Raw genomic sequence first — 22,250 nt, forward strand, 5'->3', positions numbered from 1 at the left:
GTATTTTTCAAGTAAGTTGATGTCCTTGTTGTAATCCGAAAGCTGCCAGTTTGTGGCCGGGATAAAATCCTTCTTCACAATAGACCACTTCGGCTTTAATAGCTTTACCATCTTTGCACGCAACGATAAGCCCCTGCCCTGCATTAACAGAAAGCACTGTACCGGGTAATTTTTCACCTCCCGGCTGATCGATTACGGCAGCATGGCTGATACCAAAGAGCCAATCGTTCCAACGCGTGGCTGCCCCTTTGTTCCAGGGATTGCAGGCATTAACAAGCGCATTGATCTCGCCGGCATTCATGGTATTCCAATTGATAAAAAGATCCTCAGGCGCCGGCCTACCATACCAGCGGGCCTTTACGGGGTCCTGCTCTTTCTTTTGCAGGGTTCCCGAAAGCAGCCCGTTCAGTAACATACCCGATGCATGTACTCCCGCGTAAGCAAGCTGCGTATAGAAAAGGCCAAAGTTCACATCCGGCATCAGCGGCACTGGTTGTTGCAGCAGTACAGGCCCCGCATCAAACTCTTCCGTCATTTCATGCACAGTGACAGCTCCTGCTGTAGCCTGATTACGTATCATCCAGAACAAGGGATTGGAGCCCCGCCATTCAGGCAAGGGGGCATAGTGAAAGTTGATGAAGCCATGCCGGGGCATGTGGATCACTTCTGCTGGTATGAGATAGGGAAATGTTTTTACCAATACTACATCGGGCCGGTAGCGGGTTATCCACTCCGGCAGATCGGCAGCTATGCTGTGTTTGCGAAAACCCTGTACCGGTACATTTGCACGGGCACAGGCGCTTTCAGCCAGCAATCGTATTTGCTGGTTGAGCGCCGGTACGCCCACCGCTACTACCAGACCGGTAGCCAGCAGTTGATGCAATGCAGGTAAGGCTATCCTGTCGTTACAAAGTATGGCGATTCTCATAGGTTATATACATAGATAATTGTTCTTCCATCCGGACGCCATGTCAGGTTTGTCCTTGTGTACCGTTTCATGATCAGCGGCTGTAACAGTTATGGCATCCGTGATATGCAGGATACATTTATTATGCTCACCGCCCATGATCTCCGCTTTATATAAAGGTGCATAGGTAAACTGCGTTTGTGGATGGATGGTGACCGCACCTCTCGGGCTGGCGTAGGAAAATCCATTTAATGTTGTTGCTCCTTCGCGCAGGGCTTGTAACGCCACAATGCCAGCCTCCCAACCCAGTAAATGGAAGATGTTGGCTTTCTTTTTTTTCTCTTTCAGTATCGTGTTTGTAAACAACTGTTGCGCCTCTCCCTGCAGACCTGAACCCCAGGGTACAATGGCATGGAAAGTACCTCCGGGAAAATCACATTTGGCAAGTAACTGTTCTTCGGCCATGAAGGGTGAACAATAAAAAGGTAATGCTATGGCAGAAGGGTTCTTTTGCTTAAGTGCTTTTATAAACAGATCGGCCAGGTAAGTGCTGAAGCAGGCTGCCACAGATTGAGCGCCTGAATGACCAAGTAGTTCGATATAAGCATCGATGCTGAATTCTGCTTCTTTATAACCGCTTACATAATTGCCGCAAACGCTGCCACCTGCTTCTTCAAGACCACGGGTATAGCCCCATGGCCCCCGGTAACCGCCATCATAGAAGGAAGTAGCCATTAATACCTTACGGCTTTTTTCGCCCGCCAGATAGCCGGCTATGCGACAGGCATGAACACCCTGTAGAGAGATGTGGTAGCAATAGGGTTGTGCCGATAATTCCGGCAATTGCATACCCGGATCAACAAAGATGAATGGACGGCCGATAGCCGCAGCCAAACCGTATAATGGTTCAGCATTGGCTACATTGCAATAGGCGATGATGGCATCCACATTGTCCTGCAATAACAGCTTTTCAGCCTTTGCATAATTGAGGGCATGGTCTTCTCCATATCCTATATTTTCAGGTATGATGCGCAACTCATCCTGGTTATTGATAGCGGTACTGTATCGTAAGCCATCCAGTATATCGAATCCCAATGCCGGATAGTCAGTAGATCTTGGTAATAATAGTCCTATGGACAGGGACATAATGGTATTTTAAACGTATAATGATTAATTCCTGGCAGGGAAAATGCCGCGCACACAAACGATATAACATAATGCAAGCTCCGGATGCAGGTTGCTAAAAGGAAGCGAATTACCCGTCGAAGCCGTGGTGAGTGTACCTGGATAAGCTTGCATCTGCGCAGTAGGTGCGGGACCATAAAATGGCTCGCCAGAAGCTGCCGTTGCATATACATCGTTGCCCGGCGAAGGCTGATCGGCCGCAGAAGCTGCATTAGGCTGTATTTGTACAGCAGCCGTATGTGTGTGTGCCGGAATGTTAAATGATAATAGTGTGGTAGTTTCGGTACCGCCTATTTGTCCAAGGCTATACATTGACAATCCTGGCCCCTGGCCAGCTCCCACCACGGCACGGCCGCGCAGATCGGGTAAAGCAAAGGTGGTAGTACCGTTGCCACCGTAGGTAGTTCCTAAAATAGAGAACAGGGCAGTGTTGCTGGCAATTGAAATGAGTTGTCCCTGGCAAAGCGCCCAGTTTCTGGGAGCAAAGCTGCCGGCGAACAGTGTTACAGATCCTATAAAGCCATTCATAGTATGATGTGTTTAATGCGTTAGAGATGGTGTTAGTAGCTTAGTTGCGTGAAGGGAAAATACCTTCCATACAAATGACATAATTCATAGCGAGATAGGGCGATTGAATAGCAAAGGGCTGGTTCTGTCCCGTTACAGCTGTATTGGTATTACAGGTAAATGTGGCCATAACATTACCAGTGCTTGCTGCTGCATAGGCGTTGGTGCCCGATACGAGGGCAGGCACCGCATTGGTAGGATCAGATACAGTTCCTGCAGTAGTATTGACGGTTGGAGCACCGGAAATACTCACAAAAGCATGCGTATGTGGAGGAAGCTGGCCTGTGACGAGGGTCACACTTTCTACACCCGCCGCTTGCCCTAATTCATAATTTGAGAAACCAGGGGCCTGTCCGGCGTGAATGGCCACGCGGCTGCGCAGATCGGGCAAGGCGAAAGTTACTTGCCCGTCTCCTCCATAAATAGTACCTATCAGGGCAAAGAGGGCTGAGTTTTCTGCAATAGATATAAGTTGTCCCTGGCAAAATGCCCACCCACGTGGTGCAAAGGTGCCCGCAAAGATGGTAACGTTGGCTAAATATTGATCTTCAAACATGATGTTGTGCTTTAATAATGTAGGAATAGATGGAGCAATGATGATCAATTGCGGCTGGGGTATACTCCCTGCAGGCAAATGATGTAGTTGATGGCGAGGTAAGGACTCAGCACGGGTACAGGCTGACCATTACCGGTTGATCCGATCGTTACCGACAGATATTTGGGAGCAAGCATGTTGGCCCCATTGGTAGGTGCAGCCGCATAAGCATTTGTGTAAGGTCCCGGGTAGTTAAAGTCGGGCGCCGGATCAGCACAAGCGGTGGAGTCGGCTTCCAATTTTAGATTGGCAGTTCCCGTGTGCACATGTGCGGGCATGGAAGAAGTAGTAAGGGTAACAGTTTCGCTACCGGCTTGCTGGCCTAAGAAATAATTGGCTGTCCCAATCCCTTGTCCTATGCCGACTGCTGTGCGGCCACGCAAATCCGGCAAAGCAAAAGTAGTAACCCCGTTTCCACCATACGTGGTACCCAGTAAAGAAAACAATGCCTGGTTTTGAGCGATCGCTAATATTTGTCCACTACAAAACGCCCAGGTCTTTGGCGCAAAATCGCCTGCAAAGCAGGTAACGACTGCCATCATTCCATTCATAATAGAAAGTTTAGGTTTTATGTAAATGCAAAGAAATACTGTGTCAAAAAAGTGCTTACTTTTTTAACAGGGCCAAAACCAGTCATTACTTAAACAGGAGCATTAACCAAACAGGTATACGGATATAACAGGGCACACGAGCTGCCTTGTCAATGGTTAGGTGGGGTTAGTAAAAGTTGCTTTTCAGAAAATAGTCAGTGTGTTTACCCGGTATGGACTAATCAGTGGAGGATCGCTATTTGCTAAACAGGTCGTAAATGTAGGTAAATTTGATTATATACAATCAGGTCACCTTACTTTCATTTTTGCGTAGTACTACGCTGTTACCGTTAGTAAAATATACCTGTAACAGATCAAGATTATCTTTTTGTTACTACGCCATGAAAATGCACTAAATACCCTCCCAATTCCTTTTTAATTAACTTGCGCCAAAACAACAGGATGGCAACGGATATTAAATGCCCGAAATGTGGGCATCAGTTTGATATTGAAGATGCTGTATCGGAAGAATATAAGAAGGAACTGCGCGAACAGATGGTAGCTTATAAGAAGCAGGTGACGGATGAAGCTGCGAAGAAAGAGAAGGAGCAGTCTGAGCAGTTCAGCCGGCGCGAGAAAGAGTTGGCTCAACAGGCTCAGGCAGCCGCCACTGAATACACTAAAAAGCTACAGGAAGAAAAAGTAAAGCTGCAACAGACGCTGGAAGAAAATCTGCGCAAGAGTATCAGTGCTGATTATGAGAACCAATTGAACCTGCTGACGCAAAATAATAAAGACAACGAAGAGAAGCTGAAGCTGGCCCGGCAGAAGGAGCTTGAATTTCTCCAAAAAGAACAGGCGCTCAAAAACAGGGAAGCCGAGCTGGAACTAAGCGTGCAACGTAAACTGCAGGAGGAAAGGAGCAAACTATCGGAAGAGTTAAGAAAACTGGAAGAAGAGAAAACAGCTGCCAAGGAAGTGGAACATCAACTACGCCAAAAGGAACTGGAGAAACAACTCGAGGACCAGAAACGGCTCATTGAAGAGATGAAACGCAAAGCTGAGCAGGGCTCTATGCAACTGCAGGGAGAGATACAAGAACTGGCATTAGAAGAAATGTTGAAGGCAGCCTTTCCTTTCGATATGATCAGTGAAGTAGGAAAAGGTATACGTGGGGCAGACTGTATTCAAACTGTCCGCAACCAGTTTGGCCAGGAATGTGGCCGCATCATTTATGAAAGTAAACGCACCAAGCATTTTGATAAGGCCTGGATTGAAAAGCTGAAAGCCGATATGCGCAGCACCACAGCTGATGTAGCAGTGATCGTGACACAGGCACTACCCGAGCAACTGAACAAGTTTGGGCAACTGGAAGGCATCTGGATCTGTTCTTTTAGTGAAGTAACAGCACTATCACATGTACTACGCGATGGCATCATCCGGATCTTCAATGCTACCAAATCGCAGGAAAACCGTGGCGACAAAATGCATCTGCTATATGACTATCTTACCAGTAATGAATTTGGTGAGCAATGGAAAGCTATCCGCGAAGGCTTTCTGTCTATGAAGCTGTCTATACAACGCGAGCGGGACGCCATGGAAAAAATGTGGAAGGCCAGGGAAAAGCAACTGGAGAAAGTGCTACTGAATGCCGCTCATATCAAAGGCTCCATCGAGGGTATTGCGGGCAGTGATAATATACAATTGAATTTACTGGACGAACCGGATCTATTGGAAGAATAATTGCTTCGAGCAACGAGCTCCCGTGAAGCGGGACTACGATTTTTGGTTTCGAAAAAGCTGTATACTTGCGGTCGATTTAAGGCTTTGATATGAAGAAATATACATTGGTTTTTGCGCTGGTACTGACCGGGTTGATAGCTTCTGCACAAACATATAAGTATCCGCCCCGTAATGAAGTTAATAAAGACAGTTCCCTGAAAGTATTTGTAGACACGCTCAAAGCAGTGATTGCCCGCAAGGACGCTCCTGCCCTGTTGAAACTGCTGAGCCCTACTGTGACAGTAACGGCTGAAGATGCAGAACGCAAAGAAGACTCACACAACAATATCAAAGGTTTTAAGGAGATCTATGCGCCACAATTCCCTTCGTCCAAAGTGTGGAAGAACCTGGAGACTGTGATCGGCCTTGGTGGCATTTTTGATAGCAAGCTACGTAGCCAGTTTGTATTTCCTTATGTGATGGGCATGTCTGTCATGAAGGGCGGCACTAACTATTGTGGTGGCTGCGGGGAGTGTCTTACTATCATATCGCCGGATGCCAATGTACGCAAGAGCCCAGACAGGTTATCGGCCAACCTGGGCAGGCTGAGCTATGATATCGTGAAAGTAATAGATGAGCCTGTATCTAAAACGGCCGGCGGCAATTCAGACAACTGGACCTACATTCAAACTTTCGATGGCAAGCTTACCGGTTGGGTTCGCAACGACCTCACCTGGGATATATGTGATTACCGCCTGATCCTGGAAAAGAAGAAGGGCAAGTGGATCATCAATACGTTTATGGCAGGGGATTAAGTCATATAAAATACACTACCAGCAAGCAATCACATATGATTTATATTTAATACTTTTTATGTAATTTGCCTGATGCCAGAGCAGGTATTCATCATTGATAAAATAACTGATTGCATTGAAGAAAAATCTACACGCAGAACTTTTCCAACTGTATTGCAATTAGTAACAAAGGAAGAGATAAGTAAGATCCACAAGAAAGATGGCTGGCTTTTTAACTGGAAAGCAGCATATCGTGAAGCTAACCATCAGGTATATAAGTTAACGATGATAGGCAACTCACAAGTACAAGGCCTGATAAGTCTGGAGCCTATCAAAAGTCAGCAATACATCGAACTGCACTTAATTGAAAATGCTCCTCATAATTACGGTTCGCAAAAACAATTCGAAGGTGTAGCCGCCAATCTTGTTGCTTTTGCCTGCAAAATGAGCTTTGAATTGGGTTTTGATGGCTTTGTAGCTTTTACAGCTAAAACCAAGTTGATCAACCACTACATCGAAAAGCTTGGGGCTCAACTACTTTATGGACATAATCGTATGGGAATTTTCACAGAAGAAGCGAAAAATTTAGTAAATTCGTATTACAAAGGTTACTTCAATGACTGACAAAAAGAAATATAATCAATTAGATGATGTGCGGATTGTAGGCACTCAGGAAAAGAAGTCAGCCCTTTCTCAAAAGAACCATGAACGTAAAACGGGCGACATCTTCCGCAAAGCCCGTGCAGCATCTTCTACTGCACATAAAGTCAAGAAAGCTTCCTAATCAAAAATTAATTAAGTTACCACCCACGCCAGGCCGAGTTGATCAAAGAGGCGGGCGGTTACAGTCATGGGGATGGCCTCATGCTTCCTGAATTCAAAGGGCATGGTAACCCATTCATTGACGCCTGACACGATTGGACCACAAAGCCGCATGTGTTCTTTAAAATCGACCATACCTGCTCCATACCACTTATAGATGGCTTCTTTGGCGCTCCACAGCAGCGTGGTCAGTTCCAGGTGTATTTGTGGCAAGGCCTCCCACTCCTGCAGGAAAAGGGCTTCGTCGCGGTGCAGGAATTTCTCCGAAATGCCGCGTAAGCGGGGTGTCACCAGCTCGATGTCCACTCCCACCCGATGGGTGTCGCTTACGATGGCTGCGGCAAAATTGCCACAATGGGAAATGGAAAAGTGATAGCGCTCACTCTCCAGGAAAGGCTTGCGGGTGTCGGCAATCAGTATTTCCGAAAGGGGGAAATCTTCAAAGAGGATGGGCAGCAGGTAACGTCCTGCCAGGTGCTGCAAACGCTTGTAGGGATGCGATACATCCCGCTTCAGCGGCACTTTTTCCAGAAAAAAGGACTCCGGCTCTTCAATGCGCCAAATCCCCAATTTTGTATTCCCGTTGATATTATGTTGATAAAACAGCGCCACTGTACAATTTTAGCATTTACTTTCGCTCACTGAGTTAAATTCACCTCAAATATAAAATAAGCATACCACATGATCTTGTCGGACAAGCGCATATTGGAAGAAATGGAGAAAGGAACCATTAAGATCGAGCCGTATTCGAGGGAATGCCTTGGCAGTAACTCATACGATGTGCACCTCGGCAGAACGCTGGCTACGTATCGCGAACATATTCTTGACGCCAAAAAACACAATACCATAGAGTCTTTCGATATTCCGGACGACGGATTTGTACTCTATCCGCATATTTTTTACCTGGGTGTGACGATGGAATATACCGAAACCCATGCTCACGTACCTTTCCTTGAAGGTAAATCCTCCACCGGTCGCCTGGGTATCGATATCCATGCCACCGCCGGAAAGGGTGATGTAGGCTTCTGTGGCAACTGGACACTGGAGATATCTGTAAAACAGCCTGTAAAGGTGTATGCGGGCATGCCCGTGGGACAATTGATCTACTTCCCTGTGGAAGGTGAGATCGAGGTTAAATACAATCAAAAGCAGAACGCTAAATACAGTGGTCAGCCCAACAGGCCGATTGAAAGTATGATGTGGAAGAATAAGTTTTAGATCGCTTCCTTGCCGTACTTCTTGTAATACGCAATGAGCCAGGCAATGACTTCATTATAACTCAGCTTACCCGAAGGCTGCTGGTTGGCCTTCAGGTATTGCCCATATAATTTATCAATTACTGCTTCTACCGGGTTGCGGTGCCGCCGCAGGAACTCCTTCAACTCAGCATAATCTTTCTTTACACCTACTGGCAAAGTTGTCGTAAGCTGCCTTGCCAACACTGAATCCTGCCGGTACAGATAATACCAGGAATAGGAATACAGATCGAAGTATACGGAATAGCGGAACGTTGGGTCGGCAGATGATTTGGAAGCTAAATAGCCTGCAAAATTGGCCTCATTCTCTTTGGCATAGCCCAACTGGTGGCCTATTTCATGACAAGCTGTAAAAGGCTGTACAAATACCGGCATGGTAGTGTTGACCTGCGCTTCGCCTGAAAAGGGATTGTAGTAGCCCGAATACCCGAGGTAATTGCCCAGGTAGCTATACAAAGAAGGCTTTACTGACTTAAAGGAATATTGGATACCCTTTTGATGCAGCGCAAGGCTATCATACGCGTCTACTGCTCCATTGAACAGCGTTCTCTTTTTATTCATCGACTCCCGGTTCACGCGACCTGTTGAATCCAATGTGTGCAATCTCTCGACAATCGTGTTCATTACCGTCAATAGGTCTTCCTTAGTATAATGTGTCTCTGCCAAGCCAAGATCATAAGCAATGCCGTGCCGGTTATAATTCAGTCCCCACAGGATATTGAAGGATATATATACCCATAAAAAGATCAGCACGAATAACCGTCCCCCACTCAGCCAGTACTGCCGGTTGGCTTGCTTCTTCCGCAGTCGCCTGATGAGATCGTAGACTTTATACAACAGAAGCAGGATCACAACTGCATAGAAAATATCACCGATGCTAAAAGGTATCCAGCCAAACAGGATACGCTGTACTGCTGAAGTAAAGGAGTACAGTCCATGTGTATAATACCGCTCTACCGCGTCCGGGAAAAGGGAAAATACTTTGATCAGAACTGCCACCGCCAATAATATAACGATTGTCTTATTTTTCTTCCACATTGCTTTAAAAATAGTAAAATCTTCATTGGGTGGGTAAAGTCTTCACGTTAAACTTGTATAAATCGGCCAACTCTGTCAGGTTTCCACGAAAAGCTTATTTTGCATGCAAACGCTTGCACCATGAATGTGGAATTCAACAAGAATGAAGATGTTATGAAACTATCCCTGAGTCAGCTGCGCCAGCGGTTTGACCAGGTGGCTTTGGGTGGTGGCAAAAAGGCCATCGAGAAGCAACGGGAAAAGAACAAGCTCACCGCCCGTGAACGTATTGAATACCTCCGCGATAAAGACACTCCTTTTATTGAGATCGGCGCTTTTGCAGGTTATGAGATGTACCAGGAACAGGGTGGATGTCCTTCTGGTGGTACGGTGGCCGGTGTTGGCTATATCAGCGGCCGTCAATGTATGATCGTTGCCAACGACCAAACAGTGAAGGCTGGCGCCTGGTTTCCCATTACCGGTAAAAAGAACCTGCGCATGCAGGAGATCGCTATGGAGAACCACCTGCCGGTGGTATATCTTGTTGACAGTGCCGGTGTTTTCCTGCCCATGCAGGATGAGATATTCCCCGATAAGGAACACTTTGGACGTATATTCCGCAACAATGCCCGTATGAGTGCCATGGGTATTCCTCAAATAGCTGCCGTGATGGGCTCCTGTGTGGCCGGTGGCGCTTACCTGCCGATCATGAGTGATGAGACGCTGATGGTAGAAGGCAATGGCTCTATATTTCTTGCCGGCCCTTATCTCGTAAAGGCTGCCATTGGTGAAGATGTGGACAGTGAAACGCTGGGTGGCGCCGTTACACATACTGCGATCAGCGGGATTGCCGATTATAAGTTCAGCACTGAACAGGAATGTCTCGACCAGGTAAAAAGGATCATTGGCAAACTGGGCCTGCGGCCTGATGCTGCCGGCTTCGATCGCGTTGCTCCTGCTGCGCCCAAGAAATCAGCTTCTGAGATATACGGCATCATTCCCGCTGATGCTACCAAGGCCTATGATATGCTGGACATCATCGAGCGATTGGTAGACAACTCAGAGTTTGACCAGTTCAAGCAGGATTATGGTAAGACCATTCTTTGCGGCTATGCACGCATCGATGGCTGGGCAGTAGGCATTGTGGCCAACCAGCGTAAGATGATGAAAAGCAAAAAGGGTGAAATGCAGATGGGCGGTGTGATCTACAATGACAGTGCCGACAAGGCAGCCCGCTTCATCATGAATTGTAATCAAAAGAAGATACCGCTCGTATTCCTGCAGGACGTTACCGGCTTCATGGTAGGCTCACGCAGCGAACAAGCCGGCATCATTAAAGATGGCGCCAAGCTGGTAAATGCTGTGGCCAACTCTGTTGTGCCCAAGATCACCATCGTAGTAGGCAACTCTTACGGCGCCGGCAACTATGCCATGTGTGGTAAGGCTTATGATCCCCGTTTCATATTTGCGTGGCCCGGTGCTAAAATAGCCGTAATGGGAGGCGAACAGGCTGCTAAAACATTACTGCAAATACAGGTAGCCGGTATGAAGGCCAAAGGCAAAGAAGTGACTCCGGAAGAGGAACAGCGATTACTGAATGAAATAAAAGGCCGGTACGATCAGCAAACCAGTCCTTATTATGCTGCTGCACGGTTATGGGTAGATGGCATCATCGATCCGCTGCAAACCCGCCAGGTAATTTCCGAAGGATTGGCTGCCGCTAATCATCAACCGTACATGGCACCGTTCAACCCCGGCGTGATACAGGTGTAGTGGTTTCCTCTTACTCTAACCGTATCTAACAACCGGTTTAAGGGTGAGTAGGTAGATTTGAGATTTTACTGAAAATTCGTTATTTTCACTGTAATCATTTACCAAATCTACTGTGCACATGAGAAAATTTACTCTGACGAGGATCGTCCTGTCCTTACATGTCATTGCCATAGGAATGACAGCCTGTACCAAGGATGATCCGGCGTCCCTTATCCCACCTCCGCTTCCTGATCAATCATTTGTAGAAGAATTTGATACTGTGGCCAGTGCCTGGCACCGTGGCTGGATACCGCTCAACAACAGCAATCCCAAAGGTTCCCACATCTGGATACAAGCCAGTGGTCCTCAGACAACACAGAGTGGTCTGCCAATCGTTATGCCGCTCTTTCCCGCTTTCTCTTCCCGGGGTTCTTATGCAGGTTATGTAGTATGTGATGCAGAAGTTACTTCCGGCGGTGCCAGCGTAGCCAGTAACTGGCTGATATCCCCACCAGTATGGATGAAGAATGGTGATAAGATCATCTTCTACACACGTTGCGCCTTATATGGCGCTGCAGGCGCTGCCCAGGATTATGGCAACAACCTCGAAATTTGTATCAACCGTAAAAACGATGGCACCAATGTGGGTGAATCTTTAGACCCACGCTCTGCCGGTTTTAATTATTATGCCGACCGGGGTGATTTTGAACTGATCCATTCCATCAATCCACCCAAGTACAATGCTGCCAACGACTGGTTTGATTATGCAACTGCTACCGATGATCCGGCCAATTTCGATCCCAAGGCCTTCCCGGCCAACTGGACGAAGTTTGAAATTACACTGACTGGTTTTGTGAAGCCCGTCAAAGGAAGATTTGGCTTCCGCTATTACACGCTCGATGCCGGCAGCACGGGCAATGGTAGCGCGGTGGGCATCGACAGTGTAGCTTTTGTGAGTAGTAAACCTTAATTCCCGGGCCTCAAAAATTATTCTTATGAATAAGCAATTATACCTTTCCTTGACAAGCCTTACCCTATTGATCGTACTGATCGTTTCCTGCGAAAAAGATTTTAAGGAAACTGAAAAGCCTGCACCACCGCCCGTTGTTTCCAAATCATACAAAGAATCATTCGACACTGTAGGCAACATCGCCAAAAAAGGATGGGTGATCATCAACAACAGTGACCCCGTTGGTCCTACTGCCTGGAGACAAGGACGCTTTGAATACGGTGGTAAACTGGGTGATGAAGTGGTAGGGTTTCCCGCCTATTCAGGAACTTTTAGTCAGAATGAATATGTAAGTGTAGATATGAACTGCGGAGCAGGCGCTGCCGTATTGAGCGCCTGGCTGATCTCTCCACCCACCGATATGAAGAATGGCGACGTATTCACTTTCTATTCCCGCAGCAAAGGCGATTATGCAGACAGGATGCAGGTGTGGCTCAATACCTCCACCAGTAATGCTAATCCCGGTAAAGGCGCTACCGCTACTGGCGATTTCTCTATTAAGCTGCTGGATATTAATGAATCGATGGGTGTCGATTACCCGATCGAATGGACGAAATATACCTTTACGCTTGCCGGCATTACCGGCACCGTGAAAGGACGCATTGCTTTCCGGTATTTTATAGAAGATGGCGGTCCCGGTGGCTCCTACGGTGACCAGGTAGGTATCGACGATTTTGAATTTACCAGTAAATAGAACCTATTTTTCATCATTGCTATCGGTCCTGTCGCCAGCAGGGCCGATTTTTTTTATTGTCCATTTTTGCCGATCATTGCCGCATTGATACCTGTTTGTAAATGCACCGCCTGATCTCTCCCATATTATCCTTACTTATCCTAATGGCCCTTACAGGCTGCAACGGAGCAGAACAAGCTGCTACTACAACGGATGTAGTAGCGCTGGAAATGCAGCAGGTGCGGCAAGCCAATGACTCTCTACTGAAGGATGCCAAGGTGACTATTCAATCCGGCGACCTGGTATTGCGTACCGGTACGGATTATGCCAGTGAGCAAGTCAAAGCGCTATCAAAACAAGACAGGACTTATTCACACGGAGGGATCGCTTTTGCAGACAGTGGCAAGATCTATGTTTACCACGTGGAGCCGGATCATGAGCATATACATGATAAAGTGCGTAAGGAATTACTGGACAGCTTTTGTAATCCAGCTAAAAACCTGGGGTTTGCCGTAGCGAGGTATAATATGGCGGATGCTGAGAAAGCCAAATTCCTGGCCTATCTCGACAAGCAATACCGGCAGCAGGTGGCATTTGATCTGCGATTTGACCTTGCTACCGATACAGCGATGTATTGTTCGGAAATGATCTATAAAGGGCTGGCGCAAGCCACTAACAAAAAGATCCTGATCGCCACAGACCGCATCACTGATCGCAATAAGTTTAAGCTGATCAAACGGCATTTCAAGTTGACCGAAAAACAGATCGTAAGCAGGGATATCATACCTATTGATCATCTGTACCTGAATCCCTGGTGTACGGTAATAAAACGATACCCTTTTCAAACGCTTTAATCGACTGTTATTTTGACGAACAACAAAGAACTGGTTATTTATACGGATGGATCTTCGCGCGGCAATCCGGGTCCCGGAGGTTATGGCGCTATTTTAATGTATGGTGGGAAAAGCAAGGAACTCTCCGGCGGATACCGCCGCACCACCAACAATCGGATGGAGTTACTGGCGGTGATTGCCTCACTGGAGGCGTTGAACCGCGAAGGTTTGAAGATCACTGTTTATTCTGACAGCCAGTATGTGGTAAAAGCTGTAAAGGAAGGTTGGCTGAAGAAATGGATCGCTACCAATTTTAGTGGTGGGAAGAAGAATAGAGACCTGTGGATGCGCTATCACCAACTCTCTCTAAAACACAATATCAGCTTTGTGTGGGTAAAAGGCCACGCAGAGAATGTATACAACAATCGCTGTGATGAATTGGCCACCTCTGCTGCCGATGGCAGGAACCTGCAGGTGGATCAGGGGTATGAATCGGGAGAAGCGGGGTAGGTCAAGTTGATCAGTTAACAAGTTGAAAAGTTGATAAGGCAAGTGTACGAGGCTCGGACGCTTAATATCGTTCCGCGAGGGCAAAGGAGTTTATATTTCTCAAAATATCCTGAACACGTCTTTGTTCATTGTATTCCAGGTGAGCGCCAAGCCACTCGCGCAGGTAATTGCCGCTGCTTAGTACTGAAAATGTTTCGCGCAAATAGGCTCTAACTTCCGGTGCGGCGTCTTCCAGTTCTTGCCAAATCGCAGTTCTGTTATTCAACACAAACACGATGTCTTCGAAATCGGTACTAAGCCGGCCATCATCTCTACCCCTATTTTTAAACGCTTCCAGCTTGGTGGCCAGAAAAAATGCCGGCCGCATGATAGAGATATTATAGCCATCATCCAGAGGAAACTTCAGTGCAGTAGCAAATGCTTGTTCATACCATCTATTGGAGAAGCCTAAAATGTTCTCATCGGTAGGCATTACGTCCACTACCACACTATTGATGATATAACGGCAAATAATTTGTGAGCTTGCATCATGTGCGAAACCCTTCTTCCGCAATTTATCTTCGATATTCGCGTAGCCTTTTCTGCCAGCAACTTCAACCAGTATATCCACATCTTCTGTTGGTCGTGATTCTCCTGCCGGCCGGTCTGCGTATAAAGAAACCGTAGCTCCTCCAACAAACACGACCTCTCCGGCAATTTCTTCCAGTGCATCATACACCATTTTTATCCTGGCAACATTGTCGGCATGACTCATAATATGGCTTTTTTTAGTTGCTTTAACGCAAGCTCTTTTTCACGTGCACGTCCTACACGCAACACATCAATGCTTGCCAGCAGTTTATACAAAAGCTCGTCCTGCCCACAGGCTTTGGGCACTCCTTTATGAAGCGGTTGAATAGCTAATCCCCGAATGTCTCCATCTTCATCAGGCCATACATAATTAAACTCACTGGAGAAATGTTGTTTATAGAATGCGTGACTATGTGCTGTGGGAATGCCAGTCACCATACTGCCTGGCACCTGTGGAAAAACATAACGGATGCCATATTCAAGAAACTCCATCAACGATTGACGGTGAACGTGGCGCTTGCTTTCATCTACGAGTCCCGCTACATGACTACGGACAAGAGAGTCGGATACTTCTGAGATCGAAATAAAAAGCGAAGCTGCCAAACCACGGTACTGCCAGCCAGCATCCTGGATAGTTAACATCTTAAGTAAGATGACGATGTCCTGTGGGCGCATCGAGCTTTGTGCTTTCATAGAGCAAATATACACATTGTTCGCAAATCGCGAACAGAGAACAATAGTTAATTCTCCATACGTCTACGACTTGCCGCAGCCTACTCCACTTCTACACAAACAATTGATTTGCAATCAAAAGTGGCTTATCGAATGAGAATGAGTATTAAGATAAAAGACCTTAAGCCCAAAAGAAAAAGCCGGGCATTCGATGTGAATGCCCGGCTTTTATATGTTGTGCAACCCGGTTTCTTATGCAGCTACAGCAGCTTGTTGCTGTGCTACCGGTTTGCGTTTGTTGATCAGGTAGTATACGCCAAAGAAGATGGTACTGAAGATAAATGTATTTATCAACGAACCCTTAAAGAATGGTATTGCTTCACTATAGCAGTGTACCAGTCCGGCCCAGGTGCGTGGGTAAATAACTACTCCTACGCCCAGCCATACTGCAAAGTTGGATACGATGAAAAAGTAAACAGGCGCCATGAGTGTTCCAAGCAGGATGTTCGTAATATTCACCTTTCTAAACAGCAATCCTACCAATGTAACAGACCCCATGATCAGGTAATTAACCCATTGGCCATCATAGAATCCGCTAATGGGTGTCAAACCATTTACATATAACAGTTGATAGATAACATCTGAGATAAAAAGAGAAATGAGGGGTAATCCAAAAGCCCATCCCTTGTTCTGGATAGCCATGCCGCCAAACAATGCCATAGCAATTTGCGGTGCACCTAATCCGAAAGTACGGCATACTGCCGCTACAACGATCATGACAACGAGATAGATAAGAGTCGACTTGTTCAGTTTCATATGCGGAATTGATAGGGCAAAAATAATTAAAAAGACCGAAAGTCGGGCTTTTCCGACTGTGCTGATTTTCTGGCTCTTATGCAGGCACTGTAGCCGTGAAAATCACCGTATTCTCCGTGCTGGTGAATGTTACTTCTGTACCAGCTTTGGCCAGCAGGGCTTCACCTTTTTTGAGTGCTACCTGGTCATTACCAGCTGTGGCCTGCGCACTGCCTTCGTATACGAAATAGATATCGGCAGTAGTGGCAGTTACCTTGATTGACTTGCCGGCCTGTAAAGTGAGGCGGTGCAACTCAAAATCATTTACTGGTGTCAGGAAGATGTCCTCTCCTACTACCCTACCGGGCGTGCCTTTGATCACGTTGGGAACCACCGGCTCAAAACGTACATGCTTCATCAGCTCGCTTACATCGATGTGTTTATTGGTCAATCCGCCGCGTAATACGTTGTCTGAATTGGCCATGATCTCCATATTCTGTCCTTCGAGGTAGGCGTGCAGGATGCCTGCGTCCTGGAAAACAGCTTCGCCAGGAGCCAGGTGCAGTACATTGAACAGGTAAATAGAAAAAATACCGCGGTCAGTACGGCCCGGCTCGCAGAATGTTTTAACGGCGCGGGCGGCCCAGAAATCTTCCTGGTCTTTTTTCAGTTCGCCTTTTTCATACAAAGGAAGAATGCGGTCGAGCAGTGGTTGCAGATGATCATTCACGGCCTGCTGTGGCATTTCCATCACCGTCTTATACAAAGCGGCATAATCCCCTTCTCCAAAAACGGGCAGCAAGAATTGCAGTTCCGGTGTTTGCTGCAATACTTTCTTCAACGCAGCGGCGGGCTTAAAGCCGTGCAGCAACCAGAAATCGCTCAGAGCGAGCATCAGTTCCGGCTTATGGTTGTCATCTTTATAATTTCTGTTGGATGCAGCAAGGGGTGTACCCAGTTTATTTTCTGCGGCAAAGGCTTCTACGGCTGCTTTCTTTTCAGGGTGCACCTGTATGGACAGCATATCTTTTACATCCAGCACTTTGAACAGGTAGGGTAACCGGCCAAAACGGTCATTCACTGTTTTACCCAACAAACCGGCAGGGTTCTGCGCCACAATGGTGTTCAATGGTTGCTTTTGACCGTTGGCATCTATTACATCAGCCGGGGCATTGTCGTGGGCGCCCATCCAATATTCAGCGAATGGTTTGTTATCGGTATTACTTTGTTGCAATAAACTGGGGATAAACTGTGAACCGCCCCATGCATATGGTTGAACCTTTCCCTGAAGCTTGCTTATTTTTGTACTATTGTCCATAATCCTGTTTGAGGGCACAATATTACAAAAAGCTTGTCATGGCCCAACATAATGAAACCGGTAAAAAGGGAGAAGCATTAGCTGTGAATTACCTGGAGCGACAGGGATTCACTGTGCTGCATTGTAATTGGCGGCATGAACAGTATGAGATAGACATCATTGCCACACGATCTTCCGTACTTCATTTCATAGAAGTAAAAACGCGTCAATCGCTGGCATTTGGATTGCCTGAAGAAAGTGTCACGCATAAAAAGATCAGGAGCATCGTTACCGCAGGGGTTGCTTTTCAATATCAGCATCCACAATGGAAACGGGTACAGTATGATGTGCTCTCCATTATACTGACAGACCAGGAGGAGCCGGCATTCTTTTATATTGAAGACGTATACTTATGAGGTTAGCAAGTTAGTAAATCATGTGAGTATCTTCCGGACATCTAATCTCCCTGGCTTATGGACTTTCCCTATATTGCATCAAAGAAATTCAATACATCTAATCCAGCTAATTACTAATGGCCTTTAATCTTCGTTCATTCAAAAAGATCATGCTGCTCAACCGCTCAGCATTCAGGCGGTTCCTTACCAAACTGGAAAAGGATCCTCCCCGCAGGCTCGACCAGTTGGCTACAGAGACTGATGTGGAAGTATGGAAGGAGACGGATTGCCTTGCCTGCGCCAACTGCTGCAAGACGATGAGCCCTACATTTACAGGCGTGGATATCAAACGTATCTCCCGTCACCTCGGCATGAAGGATGAAGAGTTTCGCAAGAAATGGCTGTATAAAGACCGCAATGGTGATTGGATCAATAAGAGTCAGCCCTGTCAGTTCCTGAACCTGCAGGATAATAAATGCTCCATTTACGAGGTACGCCCGCGTGATTGTTCCGGCTTCCCCCATCATACCAAACGGCGCATGGTAGATTATATGCACGTGTTCAAACAGAACGTGGAGTATTGCCCGGCTACTTACAAGCTCGTAGAGAAGATGGTGGAGAAGGTAAATAATAAATAACGGCGTGAAGCCATGTGGGAACCGTATAAAAAGGGATTCAGGGCATTTCTGCAACTGGAGCGATCACTGTCTGAAAACTCCGTGGAAGCTTATGGCCGTGATATCGACAAGCTCACACAGTTCCTACAACAAAATGGTATTGAAAAGAATCCGGCAGCGCTGGAACTGACCGATCTGCAGCAATTTATTAAATGGGTGGCAGAACTTGGCATGACGCCCACCTCTCAGGCAAGGATCATTTCGGGTATCCGCGCTTTTTACAAATACTGCTCGCTGGAGCAGATCGTTGTTAATGACCCCACCGTTTTACTGGAAGCACCCAAATTAAAAAGGGCCCTGCCCGATGTGCTGGGCTTTGAAGAGATAGAAAACATCATTGGCCAGATAGACCTCAGCAAACCCGAGGGCGGGCGTAACAAGGCCATCCTGGAAACGATGTATAGTTGTGGATTGCGGGTAAGCGAAGTGGTAAACCTGAAGTTATCTCAATTGCACCTCGACGTAGGTTTTATCCGGGTGATCGGTAAGGGTGATAAGGAGCGGCTGGTGCCTATCGGTGAGTCGGCCACCAAGTACATCAATATTTACCGCAACGATATTCGTGTGCACATGCCTATCAAAAAGGGGCAGGAAGATGTTTTATTCCTCAACCGCCGGGGCAGTAAGCTGACCCGGGTTATGATCTTCCTGATGCTGAAGGACCTGGTGAAGAAGGCTGGTATCACGAAGAATATTTCCCCGCATACCTTCCGGCATTCCTTTGCCACCCACCTTGTGGAGGGCGGCGCCGACCTGCGGGCCGTGCAGGAGATGCTTGGCCATGAAAGTATTACAACTACCGAAATCTACACCCACCTCGACCGGGACTTCCTGCGTGACACCCTTCAACGCTTCCACCCGGCCTTCAAATAGGGCGTACAGCTATTACCACTCAATCGCCCACTGCCCGGCATCGCTCACATAATAGTTAAGCCCATTGCTCATGTGGTGTAACTCTTTGCCATCTTTTCTGGAGGAAGTCTTTATTTCATCCCGGACACCATTATTGTCGCAGGTGAGGTAATTGATCAATGCGGGTAATGTAGGCGGCAGATCGTGCAGCCACTGGCCATCCTCCTCTTTTACAAATGCCTGACTCATACAAAGTTATTTAGATTGAAACACTACAAAGTTAAACATAAACAGCATGCCATTGGCCTTCCATCCCTTCCTGAAAGCTCTTCCATCTTTGCTTCCGGCGGCCTAAAGTGCGCTTTAACCTACAAGGATGGCACATGGATAGAGCTACTAATAGGTAGCGGGCTGACACCGGAGGCGATGAGGGAATATGAATGTGATCGGGGTTTGGTATAGGTTTGATCAGGGTCTGATCAGGAATTGCCCAGGAACTGGGTCTCGATAAAGTCTCGATAAAGTCTCGATAAGGTCTCGATAAGGTCTCGGTAAGGTCTCGGTAAGGTCTCGATAAGGATGTTAGTTAAGTGTAGACAAACGATGGCAGGAGGAAAGGGCTTGCCGGCATAACTATAAGGTTTTCAATCTTAATCCAGTCTGGCCGCCTTGAGCGGCCTGACCGAAGGCGTTACCTGAATTTACGAAATCCGCCGCCCAGATTCATCATTGTGTGGAAGGATCTTTCTGCAACAACAGGACAAATTTGTGGCGAAGAGCAAAGACCTGCACACTTAAATGGCCGTGTTTATTGCATCAATAACTGACGACCATAAGGAGTGAGGTATTGTTTCAAATTAGCAAGCCTAAAGGAAAACTCAAAATCACCAACATCATCCAACGCCCTGTTCACGTGGGCCGAACAGCGACCAATATGAATGAGCAGGGAATTCGCTTTCAGGTGGAAAGACAAATCTTGTATCGATTCAACGCCTCCCAACTCCAGGCATTCCTGGTACATTTCAATTGCTTCTTTTGCTCTTTCGTGATCTTCTTTTTGGGCTGTATCCTGTAAGGATACCTGCAAGTGCTTAACAGCAGTTTGTAGCTCGTGCTTCTTTAGCAGGTTAACAGAGTCGAGCAAACGACGCTGCCCTTCTTGTGTAAATAACTGGTCAAGCGCCAGCAACTTACCCGTTTTAAGATCAAAAGAATAGTAATTGGTGAAGGGTTCACAGTAAGCACCGCAACCTTCTGCCGAAATTGCCAGGCTGAACAGTTTTGAGGTGTTGGTATGCGTTTCCCAGGATATTTCGCTCAGAAAAGCTGGTATTCCTACTCCTTCCTGCGGCCATACCGCTTCAAAAATGCTTTTACGCACTTTCTTAGGGTCGATCTCCAAAAAGTCGGTTATAAGCGCATGATTGATCTTAGTGGCAACAGTTTTATTAGCGCCGTATACGATATGCGGAAATGCATAATCGATCTGCCTGACAGGTGATTGTCCTTTGATCGTTCGGATAGTAACCTGCCTGCCAAAAGAAAATACCGGAAATAAAAGACATATTACAACATACAATAAGATCGATGTGCGCATGGCTGAAGGTAAAAAAGAAACCGCACTACTGCAACAACAGCTTAGCCTGATATACTTTTTTATCAGTCGTATTGGTTATGCGTACCCAATATATACCATGGCTCCACAATGATTGCGTGGGCACGTTAACTACTTGTTCTTTCTGCACTATCTCTAATGGCTGCACATGCATTATTCGGCCGGAAGCATCTGTAAGCTCCAATTTATAGTCTCCCCCTTTATTAAGGTTCAGGCCGATATTGACAGTATTGCCCGGCATTACCGGATTGGGATAAATGCGTACATCCTTTTTACCAGACAACCAATCCTTCACCTCTCGTTTTATTTTTTCAACCTTCGTTACTCTCCTTGTAACTGCTACTACTCCTGCAGTTCTTCCAAGCAATGCAGTATGATCGACCGGCCCACATTCCTCAATAGGTGGCGCTTCTATGGACGCTATTTTGCCCATCGTTACACCTTTTACTTCTACTGGTTTCAATTCCCGGACCATCTCTATCTTGTATTTCTTAGAGCCGTATACAGACACTTTAAATTCTTTGTCTTCATACCCAATCGCACTTACTATTACGGTTACTGTATTCTTTCCTGCAGGTGCTGTTATATTAAAATAGCCGGTGTCATTGGCTGACACACCCGTTTCAATTCCTTTTATACGAACAGAAGCAAAGCCTAACGGTAGACCAGTGGTACCATCTACCACTGTGCCGGTAATCTTCCTTGTAGGAGCTTCCATAAAAGCTCCCATGACGATATCCTTTGGTAAGGAAATATCTTTAATCTGTTGCTCAGCCGGCTCCTTCTTTTTGGTGTTCTTCTTCGATTGCGCTGTTGCTGCGCTGTCTGTCAAGAGAAAAGTGGCCACCAATACATTCCAGGCATAACGGAAGGTGAAAGCAGGTTTGACTTTCTTTTCAGCGTATGTTTTATTCAATTGACCACTGGTGAAACGGCCGCATACGGAGGAGGATGCGCGGGAAATATGATCGAGGATTTCCTGGTCGCTCATCAGCGTAAAGTCTACTACTGTTTTCTGGCATGATAAACAATGGCGGCCTTGCCCGTTGGGCGTCATTAGTTGCCAGCTTTCATGACATGGTTCTTCGATGTTCAGGTGTACGGGTGTAGACATAAACGAAGTGTTTAGTGATTTACCATGTAGATGCAGGAATTGAAGTGAATACACAAAGCTCAGGCTCTCGGTCCTAAACTCACCGCGCGTA

At 46.7% G+C, this 22,250-nt stretch carries 27 protein-coding genes; 13 read left to right on the forward strand and 14 right to left on the reverse strand.

Annotated features, from left to right (window positions below):
- Window positions 1–7: 7 nt before the first annotated feature.
- Genes AC5JBY_RS23190 through AC5JBY_RS23210 form a run of 5 tightly spaced genes read right to left on the reverse strand, consistent with a single transcriptional unit; the run spans window position 8 to window position 3,805 of the window.
- Window positions 8–928 carry a methionyl-tRNA formyltransferase gene (locus AC5JBY_RS23190; RefSeq protein WP_495907045.1) on the reverse strand — a complete coding sequence of 307 codons (921 nt, stop codon included), beginning with the start codon at window positions 926–928 and terminating at the stop codon, window positions 8–10.
- Window positions 929–931: 3 nt separating this feature from the next.
- A complete protein-coding gene (locus AC5JBY_RS23195) occupies window positions 932–2,053 on the reverse strand; it encodes an ABC transporter substrate-binding protein (protein WP_495907046.1) in 1,122 nt (373 codons plus the stop codon).
- Window positions 2,054–2,077: 24 nt separating this feature from the next.
- Entirely contained in the window at window positions 2,078–2,620 is a 543-nt protein-coding gene (locus AC5JBY_RS23200; protein WP_495907047.1) for a phage tail protein, read from the reverse strand.
- A gap of 40 nt (window positions 2,621–2,660) precedes the next feature.
- Window positions 2,661–3,293, reverse strand: coding sequence for a phage tail protein (locus tag AC5JBY_RS23205; RefSeq protein ID WP_495907048.1), 633 nt, complete (start codon window positions 3,291–3,293; stop codon window positions 2,661–2,663).
- Complete coding sequence (locus AC5JBY_RS23210) at window positions 3,260–3,805, reverse strand: phage tail protein (protein ID WP_495907049.1); 546 nt, start codon at window positions 3,803–3,805, stop codon at window positions 3,260–3,262. Before AC5JBY_RS23210 ends, AC5JBY_RS23205 begins: the two co-directional genes overlap by 34 nt.
- 441 nt (window positions 3,806–4,246) lie before the next feature.
- On the opposite strand from AC5JBY_RS23210, the gene AC5JBY_RS23215 reads away from it, so the two are divergent.
- From AC5JBY_RS23215 to AC5JBY_RS23230, 4 genes are all read left to right on the forward strand, one after another.
- Window positions 4,247–5,527, forward strand: a complete 1,281-nt coding sequence (locus AC5JBY_RS23215) for a DUF2130 domain-containing protein (protein ID WP_495907050.1) — start codon at window positions 4,247–4,249, stop codon at window positions 5,525–5,527.
- Between the two features lie 89 nt (window positions 5,528–5,616).
- On the forward strand, window positions 5,617–6,321 hold the full coding sequence (locus AC5JBY_RS23220; RefSeq protein WP_495907051.1) for an SH3 domain-containing protein: 705 nt from the start codon (window positions 5,617–5,619) through the stop codon (window positions 6,319–6,321).
- A 72-nt stretch (window positions 6,322–6,393) separates the two neighbouring features.
- Complete coding sequence (locus AC5JBY_RS23225; protein WP_495907052.1) at window positions 6,394–6,924, forward strand: hypothetical protein; 531 nt, start codon at window positions 6,394–6,396, stop codon at window positions 6,922–6,924.
- Entirely contained in the window at window positions 6,917–7,084 is a 168-nt protein-coding gene (locus AC5JBY_RS23230; RefSeq protein WP_495907053.1) for a hypothetical protein, read from the forward strand. The genes AC5JBY_RS23225 and AC5JBY_RS23230 overlap by 8 nt, the downstream gene beginning before the upstream one ends.
- A gap of 11 nt (window positions 7,085–7,095) precedes the next feature.
- Here the strand turns inward: AC5JBY_RS23230 and AC5JBY_RS23235 are convergent, their stop codons facing one another.
- Window positions 7,096–7,734 (reverse strand): 4'-phosphopantetheinyl transferase family protein, encoded by a 639-nt coding sequence (locus AC5JBY_RS23235; protein WP_495907054.1) that lies wholly within the window; start codon window positions 7,732–7,734, stop codon window positions 7,096–7,098.
- A 69-nt stretch (window positions 7,735–7,803) separates the two neighbouring features.
- Between AC5JBY_RS23235 and dcd the strand changes: the two genes are divergently transcribed.
- Entirely contained in the window at window positions 7,804–8,340 is a 537-nt protein-coding gene (dcd, locus tag AC5JBY_RS23240; RefSeq protein ID WP_495907055.1) for a dCTP deaminase, read from the forward strand.
- Here dcd and AC5JBY_RS23245 read toward each other — a convergent pair.
- Window positions 8,337–9,416 (reverse strand): DUF3810 domain-containing protein, encoded by a 1,080-nt coding sequence (locus AC5JBY_RS23245; protein ID WP_495907056.1) that lies wholly within the window; start codon window positions 9,414–9,416, stop codon window positions 8,337–8,339. The two genes, dcd and AC5JBY_RS23245, sit on opposite strands and share 4 nt — an antisense overlap.
- Before the next feature lie 120 nt (window positions 9,417–9,536).
- Here AC5JBY_RS23245 and AC5JBY_RS23250 point away from each other — a divergent pair, with 120 nt between their 5' ends.
- The 5 genes from AC5JBY_RS23250 (at window position 9,537) to rnhA (ending at window position 14,172) form a co-directional block, all read left to right on the forward strand.
- Entirely contained in the window at window positions 9,537–11,168 is a 1,632-nt protein-coding gene (locus AC5JBY_RS23250) for an acyl-CoA carboxylase subunit beta (protein ID WP_495907057.1), read from the forward strand.
- A gap of 118 nt (window positions 11,169–11,286) precedes the next feature.
- A complete protein-coding gene (locus tag AC5JBY_RS23255; protein WP_495907058.1) occupies window positions 11,287–12,117 on the forward strand; it encodes a choice-of-anchor J domain-containing protein in 831 nt (276 codons plus the stop codon).
- A 25-nt stretch (window positions 12,118–12,142) separates the two neighbouring features.
- Window positions 12,143–12,850 (forward strand): choice-of-anchor J domain-containing protein, encoded by a 708-nt coding sequence (locus AC5JBY_RS23260; protein ID WP_495907059.1) that lies wholly within the window; start codon window positions 12,143–12,145, stop codon window positions 12,848–12,850.
- 101 nt (window positions 12,851–12,951) lie between these two features.
- Entirely contained in the window at window positions 12,952–13,683 is a 732-nt protein-coding gene (locus AC5JBY_RS23265; protein ID WP_495907060.1) for a C40 family peptidase, read from the forward strand.
- Window positions 13,684–13,695: 12 nt separating this feature from the next.
- Entirely contained in the window at window positions 13,696–14,172 is a 477-nt protein-coding gene (rnhA, locus tag AC5JBY_RS23270; protein WP_495907061.1) for a ribonuclease HI, read from the forward strand.
- A gap of 61 nt (window positions 14,173–14,233) precedes the next feature.
- Here the strand turns inward: rnhA and AC5JBY_RS23275 are convergent, their stop codons facing one another.
- From AC5JBY_RS23275 to manA, 4 genes are all read right to left on the reverse strand, one after another.
- Window positions 14,234–14,926: a hypothetical protein gene (locus AC5JBY_RS23275; RefSeq protein ID WP_495907062.1), complete on the reverse strand. Its 693-nt coding sequence runs from the start codon at window positions 14,924–14,926 to the stop codon at window positions 14,234–14,236.
- Complete coding sequence (locus tag AC5JBY_RS23280; protein ID WP_495907063.1) at window positions 14,923–15,435, reverse strand: hypothetical protein; 513 nt, start codon at window positions 15,433–15,435, stop codon at window positions 14,923–14,925. The genes AC5JBY_RS23275 and AC5JBY_RS23280 overlap by 4 nt, the downstream gene beginning before the upstream one ends.
- 231 nt (window positions 15,436–15,666) lie before the next feature.
- Window positions 15,667–16,230, reverse strand: a complete 564-nt coding sequence (locus tag AC5JBY_RS23285) for a DUF6580 family putative transport protein (protein ID WP_495907064.1) — start codon at window positions 16,228–16,230, stop codon at window positions 15,667–15,669.
- 76 nt (window positions 16,231–16,306) lie between these two features.
- Window positions 16,307–17,527, reverse strand: a complete 1,221-nt coding sequence (gene manA / locus AC5JBY_RS23290; protein ID WP_495907065.1) for a mannose-6-phosphate isomerase, class I — start codon at window positions 17,525–17,527, stop codon at window positions 16,307–16,309.
- Between the two features lie 38 nt (window positions 17,528–17,565).
- On the opposite strand from manA, the gene AC5JBY_RS23295 reads away from it, so the two are divergent.
- The 3 genes from AC5JBY_RS23295 (at window position 17,566) to xerD (ending at window position 19,451) form a co-directional block, all read left to right on the forward strand.
- Window positions 17,566–17,922 carry a YraN family protein gene (locus tag AC5JBY_RS23295; protein ID WP_495907066.1) on the forward strand — a complete coding sequence of 119 codons (357 nt, stop codon included), beginning with the start codon at window positions 17,566–17,568 and terminating at the stop codon, window positions 17,920–17,922.
- A 116-nt stretch (window positions 17,923–18,038) separates the two neighbouring features.
- Entirely contained in the window at window positions 18,039–18,539 is a 501-nt protein-coding gene (locus tag AC5JBY_RS23300) for a YkgJ family cysteine cluster protein (protein WP_495907067.1), read from the forward strand.
- A gap of 12 nt (window positions 18,540–18,551) precedes the next feature.
- Window positions 18,552–19,451 carry a site-specific tyrosine recombinase XerD gene (gene xerD / locus AC5JBY_RS23305; protein WP_495907068.1) on the forward strand — a complete coding sequence of 300 codons (900 nt, stop codon included), beginning with the start codon at window positions 18,552–18,554 and terminating at the stop codon, window positions 19,449–19,451.
- Window positions 19,452–19,463: 12 nt separating this feature from the next.
- On the opposite strand, the gene AC5JBY_RS23310 is transcribed toward xerD, so the two are convergent.
- The 3 genes from AC5JBY_RS23310 to AC5JBY_RS23320 form a co-directional block, all read right to left on the reverse strand.
- Window positions 19,464–19,679: a hypothetical protein gene (locus AC5JBY_RS23310; RefSeq protein WP_495907069.1), complete on the reverse strand. Its 216-nt coding sequence runs from the start codon at window positions 19,677–19,679 to the stop codon at window positions 19,464–19,466.
- Window positions 19,680–20,238: 559 nt separating this feature from the next.
- Window positions 20,239–21,027 (reverse strand): polysaccharide deacetylase family protein, encoded by a 789-nt coding sequence (locus tag AC5JBY_RS23315; RefSeq protein WP_495907070.1) that lies wholly within the window; start codon window positions 21,025–21,027, stop codon window positions 20,239–20,241.
- Between the two features lie 25 nt (window positions 21,028–21,052).
- Complete coding sequence (locus AC5JBY_RS23320) at window positions 21,053–22,159, reverse strand: carboxypeptidase-like regulatory domain-containing protein (RefSeq protein ID WP_495907071.1); 1,107 nt, start codon at window positions 22,157–22,159, stop codon at window positions 21,053–21,055.
- Window positions 22,160–22,250 lie beyond the last annotated feature (91 nt).

The organism is Paraflavitalea sp., assembly GCF_059502485.1.